Source organism: Sinomicrobium soli (assembly GCF_003285545.1).
Lineage (GTDB): Bacteria > Bacteroidota > Bacteroidia > Flavobacteriales > Flavobacteriaceae > Sinomicrobium.
Window position 1 is genome coordinate 19,974 of sequence record NZ_QLNV01000011.1, and the last position, 18,685, is coordinate 38,658.

General features: G+C 49.8%; 18 protein-coding genes. 5 read left to right on the forward strand and 13 right to left on the reverse strand.

The genetic code is table 11. The features are described from left to right. Positions 1-6: 6 nt before the first annotated feature. Together fabF and DN748_RS13975 are read right to left on the reverse strand one after the other, a co-directional pair. Entirely contained in the window at positions 7-1,257 is a 1,251-nt protein-coding gene (gene fabF, locus DN748_RS13970; RefSeq protein WP_112372449.1) for a beta-ketoacyl-ACP synthase II, read from the reverse strand. 395 nt (positions 1,258-1,652) lie between these two features. Continuing rightward, complete coding sequence (locus DN748_RS13975) at positions 1,653-1,886, reverse strand: acyl carrier protein (RefSeq protein WP_072316774.1); 234 nt, start codon at positions 1,884-1,886, stop codon at positions 1,653-1,655. Positions 1,887-2,131: 245 nt separating this feature from the next. Between DN748_RS13975 and purN the strand changes: the two genes are divergently transcribed. The 4 genes from purN to DN748_RS13995 are packed head-to-tail and all read left to right on the forward strand — an operon-like array spanning position 2,132 to position 6,185. Further along, positions 2,132-2,701: a phosphoribosylglycinamide formyltransferase gene (purN, locus tag DN748_RS13980; RefSeq protein WP_112372450.1), complete on the forward strand. Its 570-nt coding sequence runs from the start codon at positions 2,132-2,134 to the stop codon at positions 2,699-2,701. A 39-nt stretch (positions 2,702-2,740) separates the two neighbouring features. Continuing rightward, the gene (gene rnhA / locus DN748_RS13985; protein WP_112372451.1) at positions 2,741-3,247 is read left to right on the forward strand and encodes a ribonuclease HI; all 507 of its coding nucleotides are present in this window, start codon (positions 2,741-2,743) and stop codon (positions 3,245-3,247) included. A 58-nt stretch (positions 3,248-3,305) separates the two neighbouring features. Continuing rightward, on the forward strand, positions 3,306-4,229 hold the full coding sequence (locus tag DN748_RS13990; protein WP_112372452.1) for a PfkB family carbohydrate kinase: 924 nt from the start codon (positions 3,306-3,308) through the stop codon (positions 4,227-4,229). 57 nt (positions 4,230-4,286) lie between these two features. Continuing rightward, complete coding sequence (locus DN748_RS13995) at positions 4,287-6,185, forward strand: amidophosphoribosyltransferase (protein WP_112372453.1); 1,899 nt, start codon at positions 4,287-4,289, stop codon at positions 6,183-6,185. A 258-nt stretch (positions 6,186-6,443) separates the two neighbouring features. Here the strand turns inward: DN748_RS13995 and pth are convergent, their stop codons facing one another. From pth to DN748_RS14035, 8 genes are all read right to left on the reverse strand, one after another. Beyond that, complete coding sequence (gene pth / locus DN748_RS14000) at positions 6,444-7,010, reverse strand: aminoacyl-tRNA hydrolase (protein ID WP_112372454.1); 567 nt, start codon at positions 7,008-7,010, stop codon at positions 6,444-6,446. 91 nt (positions 7,011-7,101) lie between these two features. After that, positions 7,102-7,692: a 50S ribosomal protein L25/general stress protein Ctc gene (locus DN748_RS14005; protein WP_112372455.1), complete on the reverse strand. Its 591-nt coding sequence runs from the start codon at positions 7,690-7,692 to the stop codon at positions 7,102-7,104. Between the two features lie 38 nt (positions 7,693-7,730). Next, a complete protein-coding gene (locus DN748_RS14010; protein WP_112372456.1) occupies positions 7,731-8,672 on the reverse strand; it encodes a ribose-phosphate pyrophosphokinase in 942 nt (313 codons plus the stop codon). Positions 8,673-8,812: 140 nt separating this feature from the next. Next, positions 8,813-10,054, reverse strand: coding sequence for an aminotransferase class V-fold PLP-dependent enzyme (locus DN748_RS14015; protein ID WP_112372457.1), 1,242 nt, complete (start codon positions 10,052-10,054; stop codon positions 8,813-8,815). A gap of 66 nt (positions 10,055-10,120) precedes the next feature. Continuing rightward, a complete protein-coding gene (gene sufD / locus DN748_RS14020) occupies positions 10,121-11,443 on the reverse strand; it encodes a Fe-S cluster assembly protein SufD (RefSeq protein WP_112372539.1) in 1,323 nt (440 codons plus the stop codon). A gap of 116 nt (positions 11,444-11,559) precedes the next feature. Beyond that, entirely contained in the window at positions 11,560-12,315 is a 756-nt protein-coding gene (sufC, locus tag DN748_RS14025) for a Fe-S cluster assembly ATPase SufC (RefSeq protein WP_112372458.1), read from the reverse strand. 110 nt (positions 12,316-12,425) lie between these two features. Further along, positions 12,426-13,871 carry a Fe-S cluster assembly protein SufB gene (sufB, locus tag DN748_RS14030; RefSeq protein WP_112372540.1) on the reverse strand — a complete coding sequence of 482 codons (1,446 nt, stop codon included), beginning with the start codon at positions 13,869-13,871 and terminating at the stop codon, positions 12,426-12,428. A gap of 68 nt (positions 13,872-13,939) precedes the next feature. After that, a complete protein-coding gene (locus DN748_RS14035; RefSeq protein WP_112372459.1) occupies positions 13,940-14,269 on the reverse strand; it encodes a HesB/IscA family protein in 330 nt (109 codons plus the stop codon). Between the two features lie 218 nt (positions 14,270-14,487). Between DN748_RS14035 and thiL the strand changes: the two genes are divergently transcribed. After that, positions 14,488-15,537, forward strand: a complete 1,050-nt coding sequence (gene thiL / locus DN748_RS14040; protein ID WP_112372460.1) for a thiamine-phosphate kinase — start codon at positions 14,488-14,490, stop codon at positions 15,535-15,537. 47 nt (positions 15,538-15,584) lie between these two features. Here the strand turns inward: thiL and DN748_RS14045 are convergent, their stop codons facing one another. The 3 genes from DN748_RS14045 to DN748_RS14055 form a co-directional block, all read right to left on the reverse strand. Continuing rightward, the gene (locus DN748_RS14045; protein ID WP_112372461.1) at positions 15,585-15,833 is read right to left on the reverse strand and encodes a hypothetical protein; all 249 of its coding nucleotides are present in this window, start codon (positions 15,831-15,833) and stop codon (positions 15,585-15,587) included. A 69-nt stretch (positions 15,834-15,902) separates the two neighbouring features. Further along, the gene (locus DN748_RS14050; protein WP_112372462.1) at positions 15,903-16,679 is read right to left on the reverse strand and encodes an alpha/beta fold hydrolase; all 777 of its coding nucleotides are present in this window, start codon (positions 16,677-16,679) and stop codon (positions 15,903-15,905) included. Positions 16,680-16,957: 278 nt separating this feature from the next. Further along, on the reverse strand, positions 16,958-18,607 hold the full coding sequence (locus DN748_RS14055) for a DUF4270 domain-containing protein (RefSeq protein ID WP_112372463.1): 1,650 nt from the start codon (positions 18,605-18,607) through the stop codon (positions 16,958-16,960). Positions 18,608-18,685 lie beyond the last annotated feature (78 nt).

The window sequence follows — 18,685 nt, forward strand, 5'->3', positions numbered from 1 at the left end:
CTTAAGCTAATCCAGTTTTTTAAACAGTACACAGGCATTATGCCCTCCGAAACCAAAAGTATTGCTCATGGCTACCCTGATATCCCGCTCCTGGGCCTTGTTCAGGGTAAGGTTCAGTTCCGGCGATATCTTTTCATCCGGGGTACTGTGATTAATCGTCGGCGGAACCAGTTTGTGCTCCATGGCCAGTATCGACGCTATGGCCTCTATGGCCCCCGCCGCACCCAGCAGGTGCCCCGTCATGGATTTGGTCGAATTGATGTTGATATTCCCGGCATGCTCTCCGAACACTTCCGTAATCGCCCTGAGTTCGGCCACATCTCCAAGCGGTGTAGATGTTCCATGAGTATTGATGGCATCCACATCTTCCGGTTTAAGCCCTGCATTTTCCAGGCAGTTGCGCATTACTGCCTTAACTCCTTTCCCTTCGGGATGCGGAGCGGTCATGTGGTAGGCATCGGCAGACAGTCCGCCGCCAACCAGTTCGGCATATATTTTGGCCCCTCTCGCTTTGGCGTGTTCGTACTCTTCGAGGATCAGCGCCCCGGCTCCTTCTCCCAGCACAAAACCATCCCTGTTCTTGTCGAAAGGCCTGGATGCGGTCTGCGGGTCATCATTTCGGGTAGAAAGCGCATGCATGGCATTAAAACCTCCCATCCCTGCCGCTGTTACGGCTGCTTCCGAACCTCCCGACACAATAACGTCGGCATATCCCAGGCGAATATAGTTCAGGGCATCTATCATGGCATTGGCCGAAGAAGCACAAGCAGAGACCGTCGTATAGTTAGGCCCCATAAAACCGTGCTTGATCGAGATAAGCCCCGGAGCCATATCGGCTATCATCTTCGGGATAAAGAAAGGATTAAACCTGGGAGTTCCGTCTCCGTTACTGTAATTGAGCACTTCTTCCTGAAAAGTCTCCAATCCGCCGATACCCGCTCCCCAGACTACGCCGGTTCTCTCCTTGTCAATGCTGTCCAGTTCAATTCCCGAGTCTGCGATAGCCTCGTCTGCCGCCACCATGGCGTACTGTGAAAACTTGTCGAGTCTCCTGGCTTCCTTCCGGTCTATAAAATCGGTAACATTGAAATTCTTTACCTCACAAGCAAATTGCGTTTTGAACTTAGAAGCGTCGAAGTGGGTAATCGGAGCGGCACCGCTAACGCCGTTTTTCAAGCCTTGCCAATATTCCTCCAGGGTATTGCCTATCGGGGTTAAAGCTCCTAATCCTGTGACAACAACTCGCCTTAATTTCATTCGAATAAATATTAGTCCAAACTGTTTTTTTGTGATATGCTCAGGAAGCGGAAGCTTCGTTCACATGATCATGCATCCGCTGGGGATACGTACACATCTCAAAAAGAAGGCACTTGTCCTGAAAACCGGGATAACATCATCCCACAGGCAGGAAAAGTGACAGCCCTATGGAGATCCAGGTCTATAAACCTTGCAAAATCTATCCCCGGATATGAGGAAAAACAGGGGAGCACTTTAAAGATACCTCCCCTTTTCACTGTTTTTTCTGTTGAGTCCGGGACCATCAGACATAGCCCGAATACGTGTAGATAAACACAATATATCCGGCATAAAAACAGAATTCCGGGCAAACAGGAATTCTGTTTCATGCCCTTATTGCTATAATATTCCTATTCTTATTTTGCCTCTTCGATGTATTTTATGGCCTGCTCTACAGTAGCGATATTTTCTGCCTGATCGTCAGGGATCTGAATATCGAATTCTTTTTCAAACTCCATAATCAATTCCACTGTGTCCAGGGAGTCTGCACCGAGGTCATTGGTGAAACTTGCTTCCGGTACAACCTCATTCTCGTCAACACCTAATTTGTCTACGATGATCGCTTTTACTCTTGATGCAATGTCTGACATAATCTTTTAGTTTTAAAATTTAAATTGATGGCAAAAATAAAAAACTTTGGTTGAAAACAACATCTAAGTTCCAAAATGTGGCTGTAATTTACTAAAAAATAAAATACCTATTTTACTTTTAATTTCTAATTCTTAATTATTATGCGTTCTTTTGCCTCCGTAAACAGGGGCATAGCCGGCCGTCATCGCCGGGGTCAACCAGCTCCCGGAAAGGCGCTCTTTTGCCCTGTAAAAACAAGTAACCGGTGAAAAAAATTGTCATATTTGCTTCAGGTTCCGGCACCAATGCGGAAAATATTATCCGTTTCTTTTCCGAAAGCGAAAGCGCCAGGGTAGTCCTGGTACTCTCCAACAAGAGGGAGGCAGGCGTACTGGACAGGGCAGACCGGCAGGATATCGATGCCCTTTATTTTAACCGGAAAGCACTTTACCGTTCCGATCTGATCGTCAACCTCCTGAAGGACATCGGCCCGGACCTCATCGTACTGGCAGGTTTTCTCTGGAAATTTCCCGACAATATCCTCCGGGCCTTTCCCGGCAGGGTGATCAACATACACCCCGCATTGCTCCCCAAATACGGCGGCAGGGGCATGTACGGCATGAATGTACACCGGGCCATAACCGAAAACCGGGAAACCGAAAGCGGTATCACCATACATCATGTAAACGAAAATTACGACGAAGGTGCCGTGATCTTCCAGGCCAGGGTGGCCATACTCCCGTCAGACACCCCTGAAGATGTTGCCGGAAAAGTACACGCCCTGGAATACGAGCATTTTCCCCGGGTGATAGCACAGCTTTTAACAGAAAACTGAAATACTGCCGGAATATCCTTATCTAAAACACTTTTAGCTTTGAACACTTTCGACGTACATATATATACTGATGGCGCTGCCCGGGGAAACCCCGGTCCCGGCGGATACGGCATTGTCATGGAATGGGCGGGAAAAAAATACGTGAAGGAGTTTTCGCAGGGTTTCCGCCATACGACCAACAACCGCATGGAACTGCTCGCGGTTATCGAAGCCCTGAAAAAACTGAAGCACCCCAATACCAATGTCAAGGTCTTTACCGATTCGAGGTATGTTGCCGATGCCGTTGAAAAAAAATGGGTCTTCAACTGGGAACGCAATCATTTCAAAGGAAAGAAAAACGCCGATCTATGGACCGAATTCCTCCGGGAATACCGCCGGCACCATGTGCGTTTTCACTGGATAAAAGGCCATAACAACCATCCGCAGAACGAACGCTGCGATTTTCTGGCCGTAGAAGCCTCCAAAAAAACAGACCTTCCGGAAGACACCGGTTTTTCGGAAAAGAAAAACCCGGACATCCTCTCAGGACAAGGCGAGCCAAAGTAGATGGTTCTAACGTTTTTCGAGACCGATAAATTTGCGTAAGTTTGCAAAAAATTTCAATATGAGCAAACTGCTGGCGGTCGGAAGCACGGCCTTTGATGCTATTGAAACCCCTTTCGGAAAAACAGATAAAATTCTCGGCGGTGCCGCTCCGTATATAGGCCTGGCCGCTTCGCAGTTCGGGATAGAGGTCGCCATCGTTTCCGTGGTAGGCGAAGACTTCCCCGAGGAATACCTCTCCATGTTGAGAAAACGGAATATAGACACCTCGGCGATCGAGATCGTAAAGGGAGGAAAGACCTTCTTCTGGAGCGGAAGATATCACAACGACCTCAATTCCAGGGACACCCTGGAAACACAGCTCAATGTACTGGGAGATTTTAATCCCGTGATCCCCGAACACCACAAGGACGCGGATGTGGTACTGCTCGGAAACCTGCACCCGCTTACGCAGCTCGGGGTCATCGAGCAGATGGCTTCGCCGAAACTCATTGTTCTCGACACCATGAATTTCTGGATGGACCATACCTGGGACGAACTCATGCAGGTCATTGCCCGGACCGATGTGATCACCATCAACGACGAAGAAGCCCGGCAGCTTACCCGGGAATACTCCCTGGTGAAAGCCGCCCAGAAAATACGGGAAATGGGACCCCGCTACGTGGTGATCAAAAAAGGAGAACACGGTGCCCTGCTCTTTCACGATGACAATATCTTTTTTGCACCGGCCCTGCCCCTGGAAGAGGTGTTCGACCCCACGGGGGCGGGAGACACTTTTGCAGGAGCCTTCTCCGGATACATTGCGGCAACAGGCGACACCTCTTTCGAGAATATGAAAAATGCTGTCATTTACGGCTCCAACCTCGCCTCGTTCTGCGTCGAAAAATTCGGCACCGAGCGCATGCAGAAACTCTCGAAAGAAGAAATACGGAAAAGACTGTTACAGTTTAAGGCATTGACACAATTCGAAATAGAACTAACATAAAATACCACGCCCCGGATTTCCGGGGCCTTTTTTGTTCATACAAACACAACAACACCGATGAGCGACGCTATTAAACACGAATGCGGTATAGCCGTGATCAGACTCCTAAAACCTCTCGAATACTACAAGGAAAAGTACGGAAGTGCGTTTTACGGCGTCAACAAGATGTACCTGATGATGGAAAAGCAGCACAACCGCGGACAGGACGGTGCGGGGTTTGCCAGCATAAAACTGGATGTGGCCCCGGGAGAACGGTACATCAGCAGGGTACGCTCCAACCAGTCGCAGCCCATACAGGACATCTTTTCGCAGATAAACGGCCGTATCAGCGGAACGCTGAAAGAACACCCGGAATACGAAAATGATGTGGCATTACAGAAAAAAAACATCCCCTACATAGGAGAATTGTTCCTGGGCCATGTGCGTTACGGTACCTACGGGAAGAACAGTATCGAAAATGTTCAGCCCCTGCTGCGGCAAAACAACTGGAAGCACCGCAACCTCATAGTGGCCGGAAATTTCAACATGACCAATGTCAATGAGCTTTTTGACAATCTCATACGCCTGGGGCAGCATCCCAAGGAAAAAGCCGATACCATTACGGTTATGGAAAAAATAGGTCATTTCCTCGACGATGCCGTGGCCAAACTCTACAAAGAGATCAAGCATGAAGGCTACAATAAGATGGAAGCTTCGGCACTGATCGCCGAAAGGCTAAATATAGCCAAAATACTGAAGAAATCTGCCAAAAACTGGGACGGGGGCTATGCCATGGCAGGATTGCTGGGGCACGGAGATGCCTTTGTGCTGCGCGATCCGGCAGGAATACGTCCCGCGTATTTCTATCACGACGACGAAGTAGTGGTTATCGCTTCGGAACGACCGGTAATACAGACCGTATTCAACGTCCCTTTTGAAGAGGTACGGGAAATCACCCCGGGCCATGCCGTGATCGTAAAGGCCAGCGGCTCCGTTGTCCATAAAAAGATACTCCCGAAACTGGAACGCCGCGCCTGCTCTTTCGAGCGCATATATTTTTCAAGGGGAAGCGATGCGGAAATCTACCGCGAACGCAAGGATCTCGGAAGGCTTCTCATGCCCAAGGTCCTGGACGCCATCGACCACGACACGGCCAATACGGTCTTTTCGTATATCCCCAATACGGCAGAAACCTCTTTCTACGGACTGGTAGAGGCTGCCCAGGACGAACTGAACAAAGAGAAGAACAGGCAGATCCTCAAGGAAAGAGACCATCTCACCGACGAACGGCTCACCGAAATACTGTCCCGGCGGCTGCGTACGGAAAAGATCGCGATCAAGGATGCCAAACTGCGTACCTTTATTACGGAAGACAGCAGCCGGGACGATCTCGTAGCACACGTTTACGACGTCACCTACGGTGTCATCAGGCCGGAAGACAACCTGGTGATCATCGACGACAGCATTGTGCGGGGTACTACCCTCAAAAAGAGCATTATCAGAATGATGGACCGGCTCGACCCGAAATCCATAGTCGTCGTATCCTCTGCCCCGCAGATCCGTTACCCGGACTGCTACGGCATCGACATGGCGCGCCTCGAGGACCTGGTCGCTTTCCGTGCCGCACTGGAGTTACACAGGGAAAGGGGGTCATACGATATCGTAGACAAGATATACCGCGAATGCAAGGCACAGGTAGACTACCCCGACAAGGAGGTGAAAAATGCCGTACAACAGTTCTACACAGCGTTTACCGATGAGGAAATATCAGCTAAAATATCGGAAATGCTGAGTTCGGAAGACATCAGGGCCAGTGTCAAGATCATTTTCCAATCGGTGGAAAACCTGCATAAAGCCTGCCCGGAAAACCTGGGCGACTGGTATTTCACCGGCAACTATCCTACCCCGGGGGGCAACAGGGTGGTGAACAAGGCATTTATAAATTTTTACGAAGGAAACAAGGACAGGGCTTATTAAAAAACTTCGCAAAAAGACAATAAAAGGCTTTTATCGGATTTATAAGCCTTTTATCGAATATTTTTTTTAAATCCACAAAACAAGGCTTATATTTGAATCACCATAGCATAAGTAGGTTAAGTTCATGGTAAGATTTGGGGCAAAAAGGCGGAGTTATACTCCGCCTTTTTATTTGGGATCACCCTGCCCCGGCACTTCGACACACCTGCCCAAACTACGAACTACCAACTAAGAACTAAACAACTACACCCCCCCTGTTTATTTCCCGTTAAACGCATTCATCGTATTACCAAGCCCGGCAGTAGCAAAAGAGCGTATCAGCTCACAGGATTGCCCGAGGCGCTCCGGCAGAGCCGCCTCTTCCTCTTCATTCCACGTTCCCAGTACGTAATCTATCTGCCTTCCCCTGGTAAAATCGGCACCGACGCCAAAGCGAAAACGGCAGTACTGTGAAGTACCCAGCAACTGCTGTATACTCTTCAGGCCGTTGTGCCCCCCGTCACTTCCCTTACCCTTAAGCCTTATGGTACCGAAGGGCAGGTTGATATCATCGGTGATCACCAGCAGGTTTTCCAGGGGAATATTCTCCTTGTCCATCCAGTATCTTACAGCCTTGCCACTGAGGTTCATGAATGTAGCAGGCTTCAGCAGTATCAGCACCCTTCCTTTAAACCTGTATACGCAACGGTCGCCGAGCTTCACCGTTTCAAAGGCAAGCGATTCCTTTCCGGCCAGGTGATCGAGCACCTTAAAACCTATATTATGTCGGGTTTCTTCATATTCCCGGCCAATATTCCCCAGGCCGGCTATCAGGAATTTTTTCATCGGAGCATTTTTAGTCCCACTCAGTGGATAAAAATAAAAAAACATCCCGACAGTAGCCGGGATGTTCCGTATTTAAAAAAGCTGCTGCTTTCTATTTCGCTTTTTCTGCCTTGGCAGCATCCTGGGCAGCTTTCATCGCCGCACGGGAAATCCTCACCTGGCATACCACGGTATTGTCCGGGTGCATGATCTTGTAACTCTCATTTCCCAGGGCCGTTACATAAAGCTTGTTCCCTATTTCCAGCTCAGAGATATCAGCAGGAATAAAATCGGGAAGATCGGCAGGAAGAGCCTTGACCTTGAGCTTGCGCTTGGTAAGACGCAGTACCCCACCCTTGATAACACCGGGGGCAGTACCTTCTATCTTCACCGGGATCTCCAGGGTCACTTCCTTGTCGTCCTGCAACTGGTAGAAATCGATGTGAAGGATTTCGTCGGTTACCGGGTGGAACTGGATGTCCTGGAGTATCGCATTGTACTTGTCACTCCCGAGGTCAATCACTACCGTGTGTACATCCGGAGTGTAAACCAACTTTGAAAATGCAAGTACATCAGCTGAAAAGTGTAATGGGTTGTCTCCTCCGTAAAGTACGCAAGGAACCTTTCCAGCATTACGTAAGGCCTTGGTCGACGCCTTGCCCACGCTTTCTCTTTGAGATCCTTTGATTGTAATTGACTTCATTATATAAAAAAATTAAAATGTTTCGTTTTAAAACAGCCCTACATCAGGAACTTGGAACTGATGGAGGTATTACTGTGCACCCTTCGCATCACATCGGCGAACAGGTTGGCACAGGTGAGCACTTTTATCTTGGGGCTCTCCTTCCTGAGCGGAATGGAATCTGTTACGATCAGCTCTTCCAGCCTGGACTCCTCTATGCGTTCATACGCATTTCCGGAAAGCAGGGCATGTGTTGTAATGGCCCTCACGCTTATTGCTCCCCGCTCCATCATCAGGTCTGCAGCCCGGGTAAGTGTTCCCGCCGTATCTACCATATCATCAACCAGCACCACATTTTTACCCTGTACATCCCCGATCAGTTCCATATGATCGATCACGTTGGCCTTTTTGCGTTGCTTGTAACAGATCACTACCTCACTCTCCAGGAACTTGGAATACGCATAAGCCCTTTTCGAACCTCCCATATCCGGGGAAGCTATAGTGAGATTATCCAGCTTAAGCGACTCGAGGTAGGGCAGGAATATGGTCGATGCAAACAGGTGATCGACAGGTTTTTCGAAAAATCCCTGGATCTGGTCGGCATGCAGGTCCATGGTAATGATCCTGGTTGCCCCTGCGGTTTCCAGCAGCTTGGCCACAAGTTTCGCTCCTATGGGAACCCTGGGCTTGTCTTTCCTGTCCTGGCGTGCCCACCCGAAATAAGGCATTACTGCGGTAATGTGCCGTGCCGATGCCCTTTTGGCCGCATCGAGCATAAGCAGCATTTCCATCAGGTTTTCCGTACCGGGATGCGTAGAGCCGATGATAAATACCCTGGACCCTCTTACGGATTCCTCAAAAGAAGGCTGGAACTCCCCGTCACTGTACTTGGAAAAGGTTACACTTCCCAGTTTTGTCCCGTAAGATTTCGCTATCTTTTCAGCGAGCTCCATACTTTGCTCACAGGGAAAAACCTTAGGCTCCGGCACTGTATAAGACATTGTTATGCTGTTGTTTAGTGGTTTAGTTGTGTTTTTTAAGCGAGGTGCAAATTTAGAAATATTTTTGAAATGCACCTCCTAATTTCCTCTTTTATTGATTTTCACACTATTAACTTTCCCCTATCGTATCGCTGGTCCGGCTAACTCAGCATCAGTTTTGCCTTTTTGACCGCTTCCACCAACACATCCACTTCTTCAATAGTATTGTAAAAAGCGAAACTCGCCCTTACCGTACCCGGAATCCTGTAATAGTCCATAACGGGCTGTGCACAGTGATGCCCTGTTCGCACGGCGATACCCAGTTTATCCACTATCGTTCCTACGTCGTAAGGATGTATGCCTTCCAGGTTAAAGGAAATCACCGAGGTTTTATGTTCCGATGTTCCGTAAATACGCAGCCCCTCTATTTCCAGCAGGCGCCGGGTAGCGTATTCCAGCAATTTGTGTTCATAGGCCGCGATGGCATCAAAACCTATTCCGTTCAGATAGTCTACGGCCGCCCCGAAGGCTATGCCCCCGCATATATTGGGGGTTCCGGCTTCAAATTTATGGGGCAGCCCAGCATAGGTCGTTTTCTCGAAAGTCACCTCTTCGATCATTTCTCCCCCGCCCTGGTAAGGAGGCAATTTCTCCAGCCAGCTTTCCTTTCCATAAAGCACGCCCACCCCGGTAGGGCCGCACATCTTATGTGCAGAAGCCACATAGAAATCGACATCGAGCGCCTGTACGTCGGGCCGGATATGCGGACAGGCCTGTGCGCCGTCTATCAGCACCGCGGCACCGGCTTTATGTGCCGCAGCAATAATCCTTTCGATCGGGTTTACCGTTCCCAGCGCATTGGAGATATGGTTACAGAAAACCAGCCTTGTCCGGTCCGAAAGCATTCCTTCATATTCCTCCACAACCAGCTCTCCTGCCTCATTCATGGGGATCACACGAAGTACGGCCCCCGTTTTTTCACAGAGCATCTGCCAGGGCACTATATTGGAGTGATGTTCCATAGCCGAGACTATGATCTCATCACCTTTTTCGAGAAACGAAGCAAATCCGCTGGCCACCAGGTTGATCCCGTGAGTGGTCCCGGAAGTAAAGATCATTTCATAAGGCCTGGCTGCATTAAAGTGCTGCTGAAGTTTTATGCGGGCCTTCTCATAGGCATCGGTAGCCTCCTGTGAAAGCGTATGCACCCCCCGGTGTATATTGGCGTTGTACCGGCTATAATAATCCACTATGGCATCGATCACTACCCCGGGGGTCTGCGATGTAGCCGCATTGTCGAAATAGACCAGCGGGTGGCCGTTCACCTTTCTCTTCAGTATCGGAAAATCTTCGCGTATACGCTGTATGTCGAACGAAGTGGTACCGGATATGGATGAAGCCATCTTTACGGGCTTTTATAACATTAAACAAAAAATCAAACAGGTACGGACCACAGGTCCGCGGGCCTGTCACTCCTCGGAGGCGAACCCCATACGCACCCCGAGCTTCCTGGCAATAAGCTTGTTGATACGCGCTTGTACCTCGGGTATTTTTACGCTCTCCAGTACGTTATTGGCAAAAGCATACATCATCAGGGCTTTAGCCTCCCTGGCGGGAATCCCCCGCGAACGCAGGTAGAAAAGGGCATCGTCATCCAGCTGACCTATGGTACACCCGTGAGAACACTTGACATCATCGGCAAAGATCTCCAGCTGCGGCTTGGTGTTTACCGTGGCCTTATCGTCCAGCAAAATGTTGTTGTTCTGCTGGAAGGCATTCGTTTTCTGGGCCTCCTTTTCCACAATAACCTTACCGTTGAACACTCCCGTACTGCGGTCGCCGTATATCCCCTTGTAATCCTGGTGGCTCTCACAATCGGGACGGGCGTGATTTACCAGGGTATGATGGTCCACATGCTGCTGCCCCTCCAGAATGGTAACCCCTTTCAGGGTAGACTCCACATATTCTCCCCTGTGGTAGAAATTCAGGTTATTCCTGGTGAGTTTACCTCCGAATGAAAAGGTATGTACCGAAACATGGCTTTCCCGTTCCTGCGATATATAGGTATTATCGATAAGCGAAGCCGACAGCTTGTCGTTCTGTATCTTGTAATAATCCACCATAGCCCTCTTGCCGGCAAATATCTCGGTCACCGAATTGGTCAGTACCGGATGGTCCGAAAGGCTCTGGTGCCGCTCTATAACCTGTACCTGTGCATTCTCCCCGGCCACAATAAGGTTCCTGGGCTGCAGCAGCAGGGCAGGCTCACTGCCGGTGGAAAAATGCAGTATCTGTACGGGCTTGTCCACCACCTTTCCCTTCGGGACATGCACGAAAACCCCTTCCCTGAGAAAGGCGGTATTCAACGACGTCAGGCTGTCTTCGGTATTCACGGTACTGTTGAAGTACTTTTCCACCACTTCCCTGTACCCGGGTTTTTCCAGGGCAGTGCTCATCAGGCATATATCAAAACCCTCATGTGCCATTGCCGAAAGGCCTTCGTCATACCTGCCGTCTACAAACGCTATCCTGTAGGAGTCGATATCGTGTATGAAATAGCGTTTCACCTCTTCGAATTCCAGTCCCTTTCCTCCTTCGGGAAACAGGCTGTAATCGGGTTTCAGCAAGGTATTGATAGAAGTATATTTCCACGCCTCTTCCCTTTTGGAAGGAAATCCCTTGTGTTCGAACTGCTTCATCGCCTCGGTGCGAATGCGGTGAAGCGGCGAACGGACATCCGTACCACCTTCGTGTGCAGGAAAAGAAGAGACCAGTTTATCCTTTAATTCCATTTCGTTGTAGTTTCTGTTGCTTTCCGGACCCGGGGGAACCCCCGGCGGTTTCCATACCCCCTGTATTGCACCCGGCCGGCATACGAAGCCGTCCCGCAATCCGGGGCTAACCGGAACTAATTACTTACTTTTTCCTGTTTTATCCAGTCGTATCCTTTCTCTTCCAGTACATGGGCCAGTTCGGCCGTACCGGACTTCACGATCTTTCCGTCGAGCAGTACGTGTACAAAATCAGGTACGATATAATCCAGGAGCCTCTGGTAGTGCGTAATCACGATAACGGCATTGTCTTTGGATCTCAGCTTGTTCACGCCGTTAGAGACGATCCGCAGGGCATCGATATCCAGTCCGGAATCCGTTTCGTCAAGAATGGCCAGCCTGGGTTCCAGCATGGCCATCTGGAAGATCTCATTGCGTTTTTTCTCTCCTCCCGAAAAGCCTTCGTTAAGTGATCGCGACAGGAAATTACGGTCTATTTCGAGCAGTTCCGATTTCTCCCTGATCTTTTTGAGCATTTCACTTGCGGGCATCTCTTCCAGTCCGCGGGCCTTCCGCGTTTCATTGATCGCAGTTCTCATAAAGTTGGTCACGGAGACCCCGGGAATTTCAACGGGATACTGGAACGACAGGAAAATTCCCTTGTGCGCCCTTTCCTCGGCGGCCAGTTCGTCGACATCTTCACCTTCAAAGAGGATCTCCCCGCCGGTAACCTCAAACTCTTCCTTTCCCGCTATGACCGAAGAAAGCGTACTCTTGCCGGAACCGTTAGGCCCCATGATGGCATGAACTTCACCGGCATTAACCTCAAGATCGATCCCTTTCAGGATTTCCTTTCCCTCTACACCGGCATGTAAATTATTTATTTTTAACATTTTTGTCATTTCTGTTTAAAACAGGGGCCTCCTTATTATCCGGTACGGACACCGACCCCCGCATATTTTATTACTTTTCTCTATAAACCCGGAATTATGCTTACGGAAGTTTACCCTACAGAACCTTCCAGGGAGATTTCCAGAAGTTTTTGTGCTTCCACGGCAAATTCCATGGGCAGCTTGTTCAGCACTTCCTTGCTGAAACCGTTTACGATAAGCGCTATGGCCTTTTCCGTATCTATTCCCCTCTGGTTGCAATAGAATATCTGGTCTTCCCCGATCTTGGAGGTCGTAGCCTCGTGTTCTATCTGGGCCGTCTTGTTTTTGGCCTCGATATACGGGAAGGTATGCGCCCCGCAGTTGTTTCCCATAAGCAGCGAATCGCACTGTGAAAAATTCCGCGCATTCGCAGCCCGGCTGTTCACCTGTACCAGTCCGCGATAGCTGTTCTGGGATTTCCCCGCAGAGATCCCCTTGGAAATGATCGTACTTCTGGTGTTTTTCCCCAGGTGGATCATCTTGGTCCCGGTATCGGCCTGCTGGTAATTATTGGTCACCGCTATGGAGTAAAACTCCCCTACCGAATGATCTCCCTTGAGCACACAGCTGGGATACTTCCAGGTTATGGCGCTTCCGGTCTCTACCTGGGTCCAGGAAATCTTGGCATTGGTTTCGCACAACCCTCTTTTGGTCACGAAATTAAACACTCCGCCCTTGCCATCCTTACCTCCGGGAAACCAGTTCTGCACGGTAGAGTATTTAATCTCCGCATCATCCAGTGCTATGAGCTCCACTACGGCCGCATGCAGCTGGTTTTCATCCCTCATGGGCGCCGTACATCCTTCCAGGTAACTCACATAACTCCCCTTGTCTGCAATGACCAGGGTACGTTCGAACTGGCCTGTTCCCGCCTGGTTGATCCTGAAGTAGGTAGAAAGCTCCATCGGGCAGCGTACCCCTTCGGGAATATAGCAGAAAGACCCGTCTGAGAATACGGCAGAATTGAGTGCCGCATAGAAATTATCCCTTTGGGGCACTACGGTCCCTATATATTTTTTGACCAGCTCCGGGTATTCCCGTATGGCCTCGCTGATGGAACAGAAAATAATCCCTTTTTCCGCCAGTGTTTCCCTGAACGTAGTAGCTACCGACACCGAGTCCATCACCACGTCTATGGCCACTCCGGCCAGCCGTTTCTGCTCTTCCAGGGAGATCCCCAGCTTATTGAAGGTATCCAGCAGCTCCGGGTCTACCTCGTCCAGGCTGTTGTACTTGTCTTTCTTTTTCGGGGCCGAATAATAACTGATCTTCTGAAAATCCGGTTTTTCGTAATGAATATTGGCCCATTCCGGTTCTTTCATCTGCTCCCAGGCACGAAAAGCCTCCACACGCCATTCGGTCATCCACCCGGGTTCTTCCTTTTTTTTGGATATGGCCCTGACAATGTCTTCATTGAGGCCTACCGGAAAGGTGTCCGACTCGATATCCGTATAGAAACCGTACTCGTACTCTTTTGTTTCGAGCTCCTTCTTAAGTTCTTCTTCTGTATATGCCATTGCTATGATTTCAAAAATTATCCCGGCCGGTGATATACACAGGCCCAAACCGTCATCTGCATCTCCGCCTACAGGGAGAAGCTCTCCCCGCATCCGCAGGTTCGCTGCGCGTTGGGGTTGTTAAACACAAACCCCTTTCCGTTGAGCCCTCCCGAATATTCCAGGGTGGTCCCTACCAGGTATAAAAAGCTTTTTTTATCTACCAGTATCCGTACGGTGTTATCTTCAAAGAGCTTGTCGTCATCGTTCCGGTCGTGGTCGAACTTCAGCTCGTAGGACAAGCCGCTGCACCCTCCGCTCCTTACACCGACACGTACAAAATCACTGGCAGCATCAAAACCCTCCTCGGTCATGAGCTCTACAACCTTTCGCCTCGCTGTGTCTGAAACTTTTATCATGATCTTGTTAATGGTTTAATCCTTAATTGCCTGGCAAAGATAGTAACTATATTAGACTTAATAAACTATTTATACAGCAATTACGCTATGCCCTCATAGGCAAAGCTTATGAAAGATCATTCCGGAAAAAATCACGGAAAACAACAGGCCGTTACCTCCCGGAGGTTTCAAAAAGAGACATTTTGCGGATATCCTGTAAAAACCGCTAACTTTGCACTATGTTAGAAGATAAAAACCAAGAGCGCACATCACTGTCGGAACTGGGGGAGTTCGGGCTTATAGAGCATCTTACCAAAAATTTTACGATTAAGAGGGAATCTACCGTAAAAGGCATTGGCGACGATGCCGCAGTGCTGGATTTCAAGGACCGGAAAACAGTGGTGACCAACGACCTGCTTGTCGAGGGGGTACATTTCGATCTCGCCTATATGCCGCTCAGGCACCTGGGGTATAAGGCAGTAATGGTAAACCTCTCCGACATTTACGCCATGAATGCCACGGCCACACAGATCACCGTTTCCATCGCAGTGTCCAACCGCTTTCCGCTGGAAGCCCTGGAAGAACTCTATGCGGGTATCTCCCACGCCTGCGAACTGTACCAGGTAGACCTGGTAGGCGGCGACACCACCTCTTCCGGCAAGGGGCTGCTCATTTCCGTAACCGCCATAGGCGAAGCCGGGGCGGAGGACCTGGTGTACCGCAGCGGTGCAAAGCCCAACGACCTGCTCGTGGTTACCGGAGACCTGGGTGCGGCCTATATGGGATTACAGGTACTGGAACGGGAGAAAGAGGTTTTTAAGGTAAACCCGAACAATCAGCCCGATCTCTCCATGTACACCTATATCGTGGAAAGACAACTGAAACCGGAAGCCAGAAAAGACATCCCCGTACTCCTGAAGCAACTGGGCGTAAAACCCACTTCCATGATCGATATTTCGGACGGGCTCTCTTCGGAGATCATCCATATCTGTAAACAATCGGCGGTGGGCTGCAACCTTCACGAAGACAAGATCCCCCTGGACCCCCAGGTTATTTCCAGCTGTGAGGAATTTGATATCAACAGCACCACGGTAGCCCTGAGCGGAGGGGAAGATTACGAGTTGCTCTTTACCATAGACCAGGAAGATTACCCCAGGATAAAGGGAAATCCCAACCTGAGCATTATCGGCTATATGACCCCGGAGAATGAAGGCAAGCACCTGATTACCCGAGCCAACACCGCAATACCGATTACGGCAAGGGGATGGAATGCCTTAAAGGACGATTAAAACGGTACGGGAAAAACACCGGCCGCACTACGCCCCCGGAACCCGCTTCAGGCTGCGGAACTGGAATGCCGCTTTTTCTTGTGCAGATCGGTAAGCGTATCGTTTATTTCCTTGAGTTGTGACGTCAGCGAGGTAATATGCCCCTCGTCGTCAAGGGTTACTTCGGCCCGGCAACAGGTACACCGGTATTCCTTGATATGGGCGGTGACCTCCCTGCTTACCCGAAAACGGTGCCCGAATACAAAACACAATATCCGCGCCAGTGAAAAGGCAGATTTTTTAGACTTTATACGCATAGTTTTGGGGTGTTTCGATTAATGCCCCGAATATAATGCATAATAAACGGAATACCAAAAAAACCAAGCCTATTTCTTTAAAAACCAACATATTGCATTCAAAACCTCCTTTTTATTCTCAATATGGCTCATATGGCCGTCAGAAACTTCAAACAATGCAACATCCGTTCCCTCCGTCTGCCCCAGTAGCGTATCAAACGGCAGTACGGGGTCCTTTCTTCCGGCAATGATCATTTTCCGGTACGGAGAGAAATGCAGCAGCACCTCCCGGTCCTCCCTGACCTTCATGCCTTCAAGGGCAGCCACAATTCCCCGAAGAGGGGTTTTCAGGGCTTCCGCCTTTACACGGGCTATTTCTTCCCTGAACAATTTCCTGTTCTTGGGACGAAAAAGATTGGCCACGGCCATCCGCACAAAGTTCCTGTGGTTCTGTTTGACAGCGGCAATGGCCCTGTCCCTGTTCTGCTTCCTGACCTTGTCGTCTGCACGGGCTGTAGAATTGAGCAACACCAGCCCCTTTACCATATCAGGATGTTTTTCAGCAAAGGCCAGGGCCACATATCCTCCCATCGAATGACCTATCAGCACCGGTTTCCGGATTTTCAGGTGGCGAAGTACCTCCCTGACCACCCCGGCCATCATTTCCATGGTGTGCACATAACCGAGACACCCGGTCTTCCCGTGGCCCGGAAGGTCTATGGTCACCACCCTGTACCCGGACGAAAGCACAGGCAAAAACCCGTCCCACATTGTCGTATTCTCCAGGAAACCGTGAAGCAATACCACGGCAGCCCCCTTGCCTTCTTCCTCAAAGAAAACCGGAATTCCCTTGTATGCTATTTCCATCTGAAACTTCCTTTTATCGAGATCCGCTCACACCAACATCCGTAAACCGGGCCGGTAGCTATGATTGGGTTATTAAGTTACTAAGTTATCAGGTTATTCAGGCAACACTCATTAACTCATTAACCCAGTAACCTAATAACTTCATATCAAATGACAAAGCACCTGTCGTATTTCCGGGCTGTACCGGGGTTCCGACAGGTGCTTTGTGTTTTTTACTACAGGCATGCTCAAAGCCTCCCCGAAACAAAGACCCTTCGAGGTTTTCCCGGAACAGTTTCTCAGTCTATCTCGGTATAGTACAATTCCAGTTTCAGACGCTTGTCCTTCTGCGCTTCATCTTCTACATTGTTCCCGTACAGAATGGTCCCCAGGGGAGTAAGCACGGCAGCTTCCGGCACATGCAGGGAAGAATCCCCCTCCTGGTCCAGGGCAGATACGTTCATGGTATTGTTGATACTCGCCGTAAGCGCCAGCCCCAGCCTGACATTGGCAGAATCCTTGTTTACGACCCGGTCTATATGTTCGGTAAGCCTGATCTTGTATTTTATCCCTTTATCGTTCTCTTCTTCCAGCACCCCGCCGTATATCAGCCTGGAAAGGTTCTTGTCCTGGTTGGTGGTATAATCCAGCTCCACATCGGCCAGTACACTGTTATCGTCCAGGTTATAGACATAGACCCTGGAAGGCTCCCTGCCCACCTGGTAGGCGTCCAGCTTCTCCCGGTCTACGTAAAAGGTAAGGCTTGCATCGTTGATCACCCATTGTTTGGCCCTGATATCTGCCAATACCTCACCTTCCCTGTCTTCGTCAAAAAGGCTCAGTTCCACCACGGTTCCCGCCCCTCCCTTGAGGTACAGGCTGGAAGCATTGGTACCGGTATCGAGCTGGTCGGCGATCTCGGCCGGGTAGGCTTCATTGTGCATTATATTGACCACATTATTTGCCTTCGACCTCGCACCGTTACTGGAGTTTACCGTATACGCCGCAAGGCTCATGGTAAACGAGGCCTCCGTTTCTACAGTATCGTCATTGTCTGAAGAGGTATCTTCCCTTTCGTAGGTGTACACCACCTCCACGCTGGCATTATTCCAGTCCAGCAACATCAGCATATCGTCGGAGAGGTCCCCTACGGAAAAGCGGAGCCCCTTGATAAATTCCTGGAAATTACTTCTGGTCGACAGTACTTCACTGCCTTCCCGGTCCAGTATCTGCTGAAAAAATTCAGGCTCCAGCTCTACCCTTATCCGGGGGCTCAGCCGGGTATCCACTTCTTCCGATTCGTCTTCATCGGTGTCCGGATCATCTTCTTTCATAACCAGTATCTCCCGGTCATCGATGGTCATCACATCATCCCGGAGTACCGCCCCTACGTGAGAGGAAAGTTCTTCGTTATTGGAGAAATATTCCTGCTGCCCGAAGTCGCTTCCCGGATCGAGGTCTCTCAGATAATAGGTAAACTCCTCTACCCTGAGCCTGAACTCGGCAGTTTTATTCCCGAAAACGGAATCGATCTCAAACTGGCGGGCCACCGGCTCGCCGTTGTCATTCGTTTCGGTTTGTCCCTCCTTGACCGTACTGAAAAAAGGAATATTGAGATACACGGTCTTCACCTGCTCATTATTATCTCCCGAAGTTCCGAATACGGTAGAACTGGGCAGCCCCAACTGCGAGATGATACTGGCCTCGGTTTTTCCGTACACGGGATCATTATACACCCCCAACTGGTACAGGGGCAACCCGTTGGTCTGCACCCCGGCCAGTTTCCGGTTGTACGCATATACTTCAAAATCCACCTTTTCGGTCTCAAAATTACCTCCGCCTATGATATCGGTACCGATCGTATTGATATCATCATTACAGGACACACCAAAAACGCCACTGCCCAGAAGCAGTACTGCCCCGTATAACCGAAAATATGCTTTCCTCATTCTGTTCTTTTTTTTCCGGAACCGTAAACCGGGCGTACTCCCGTATCCCCTCCCAATACAAGGGCTGCCGGAAGTGCT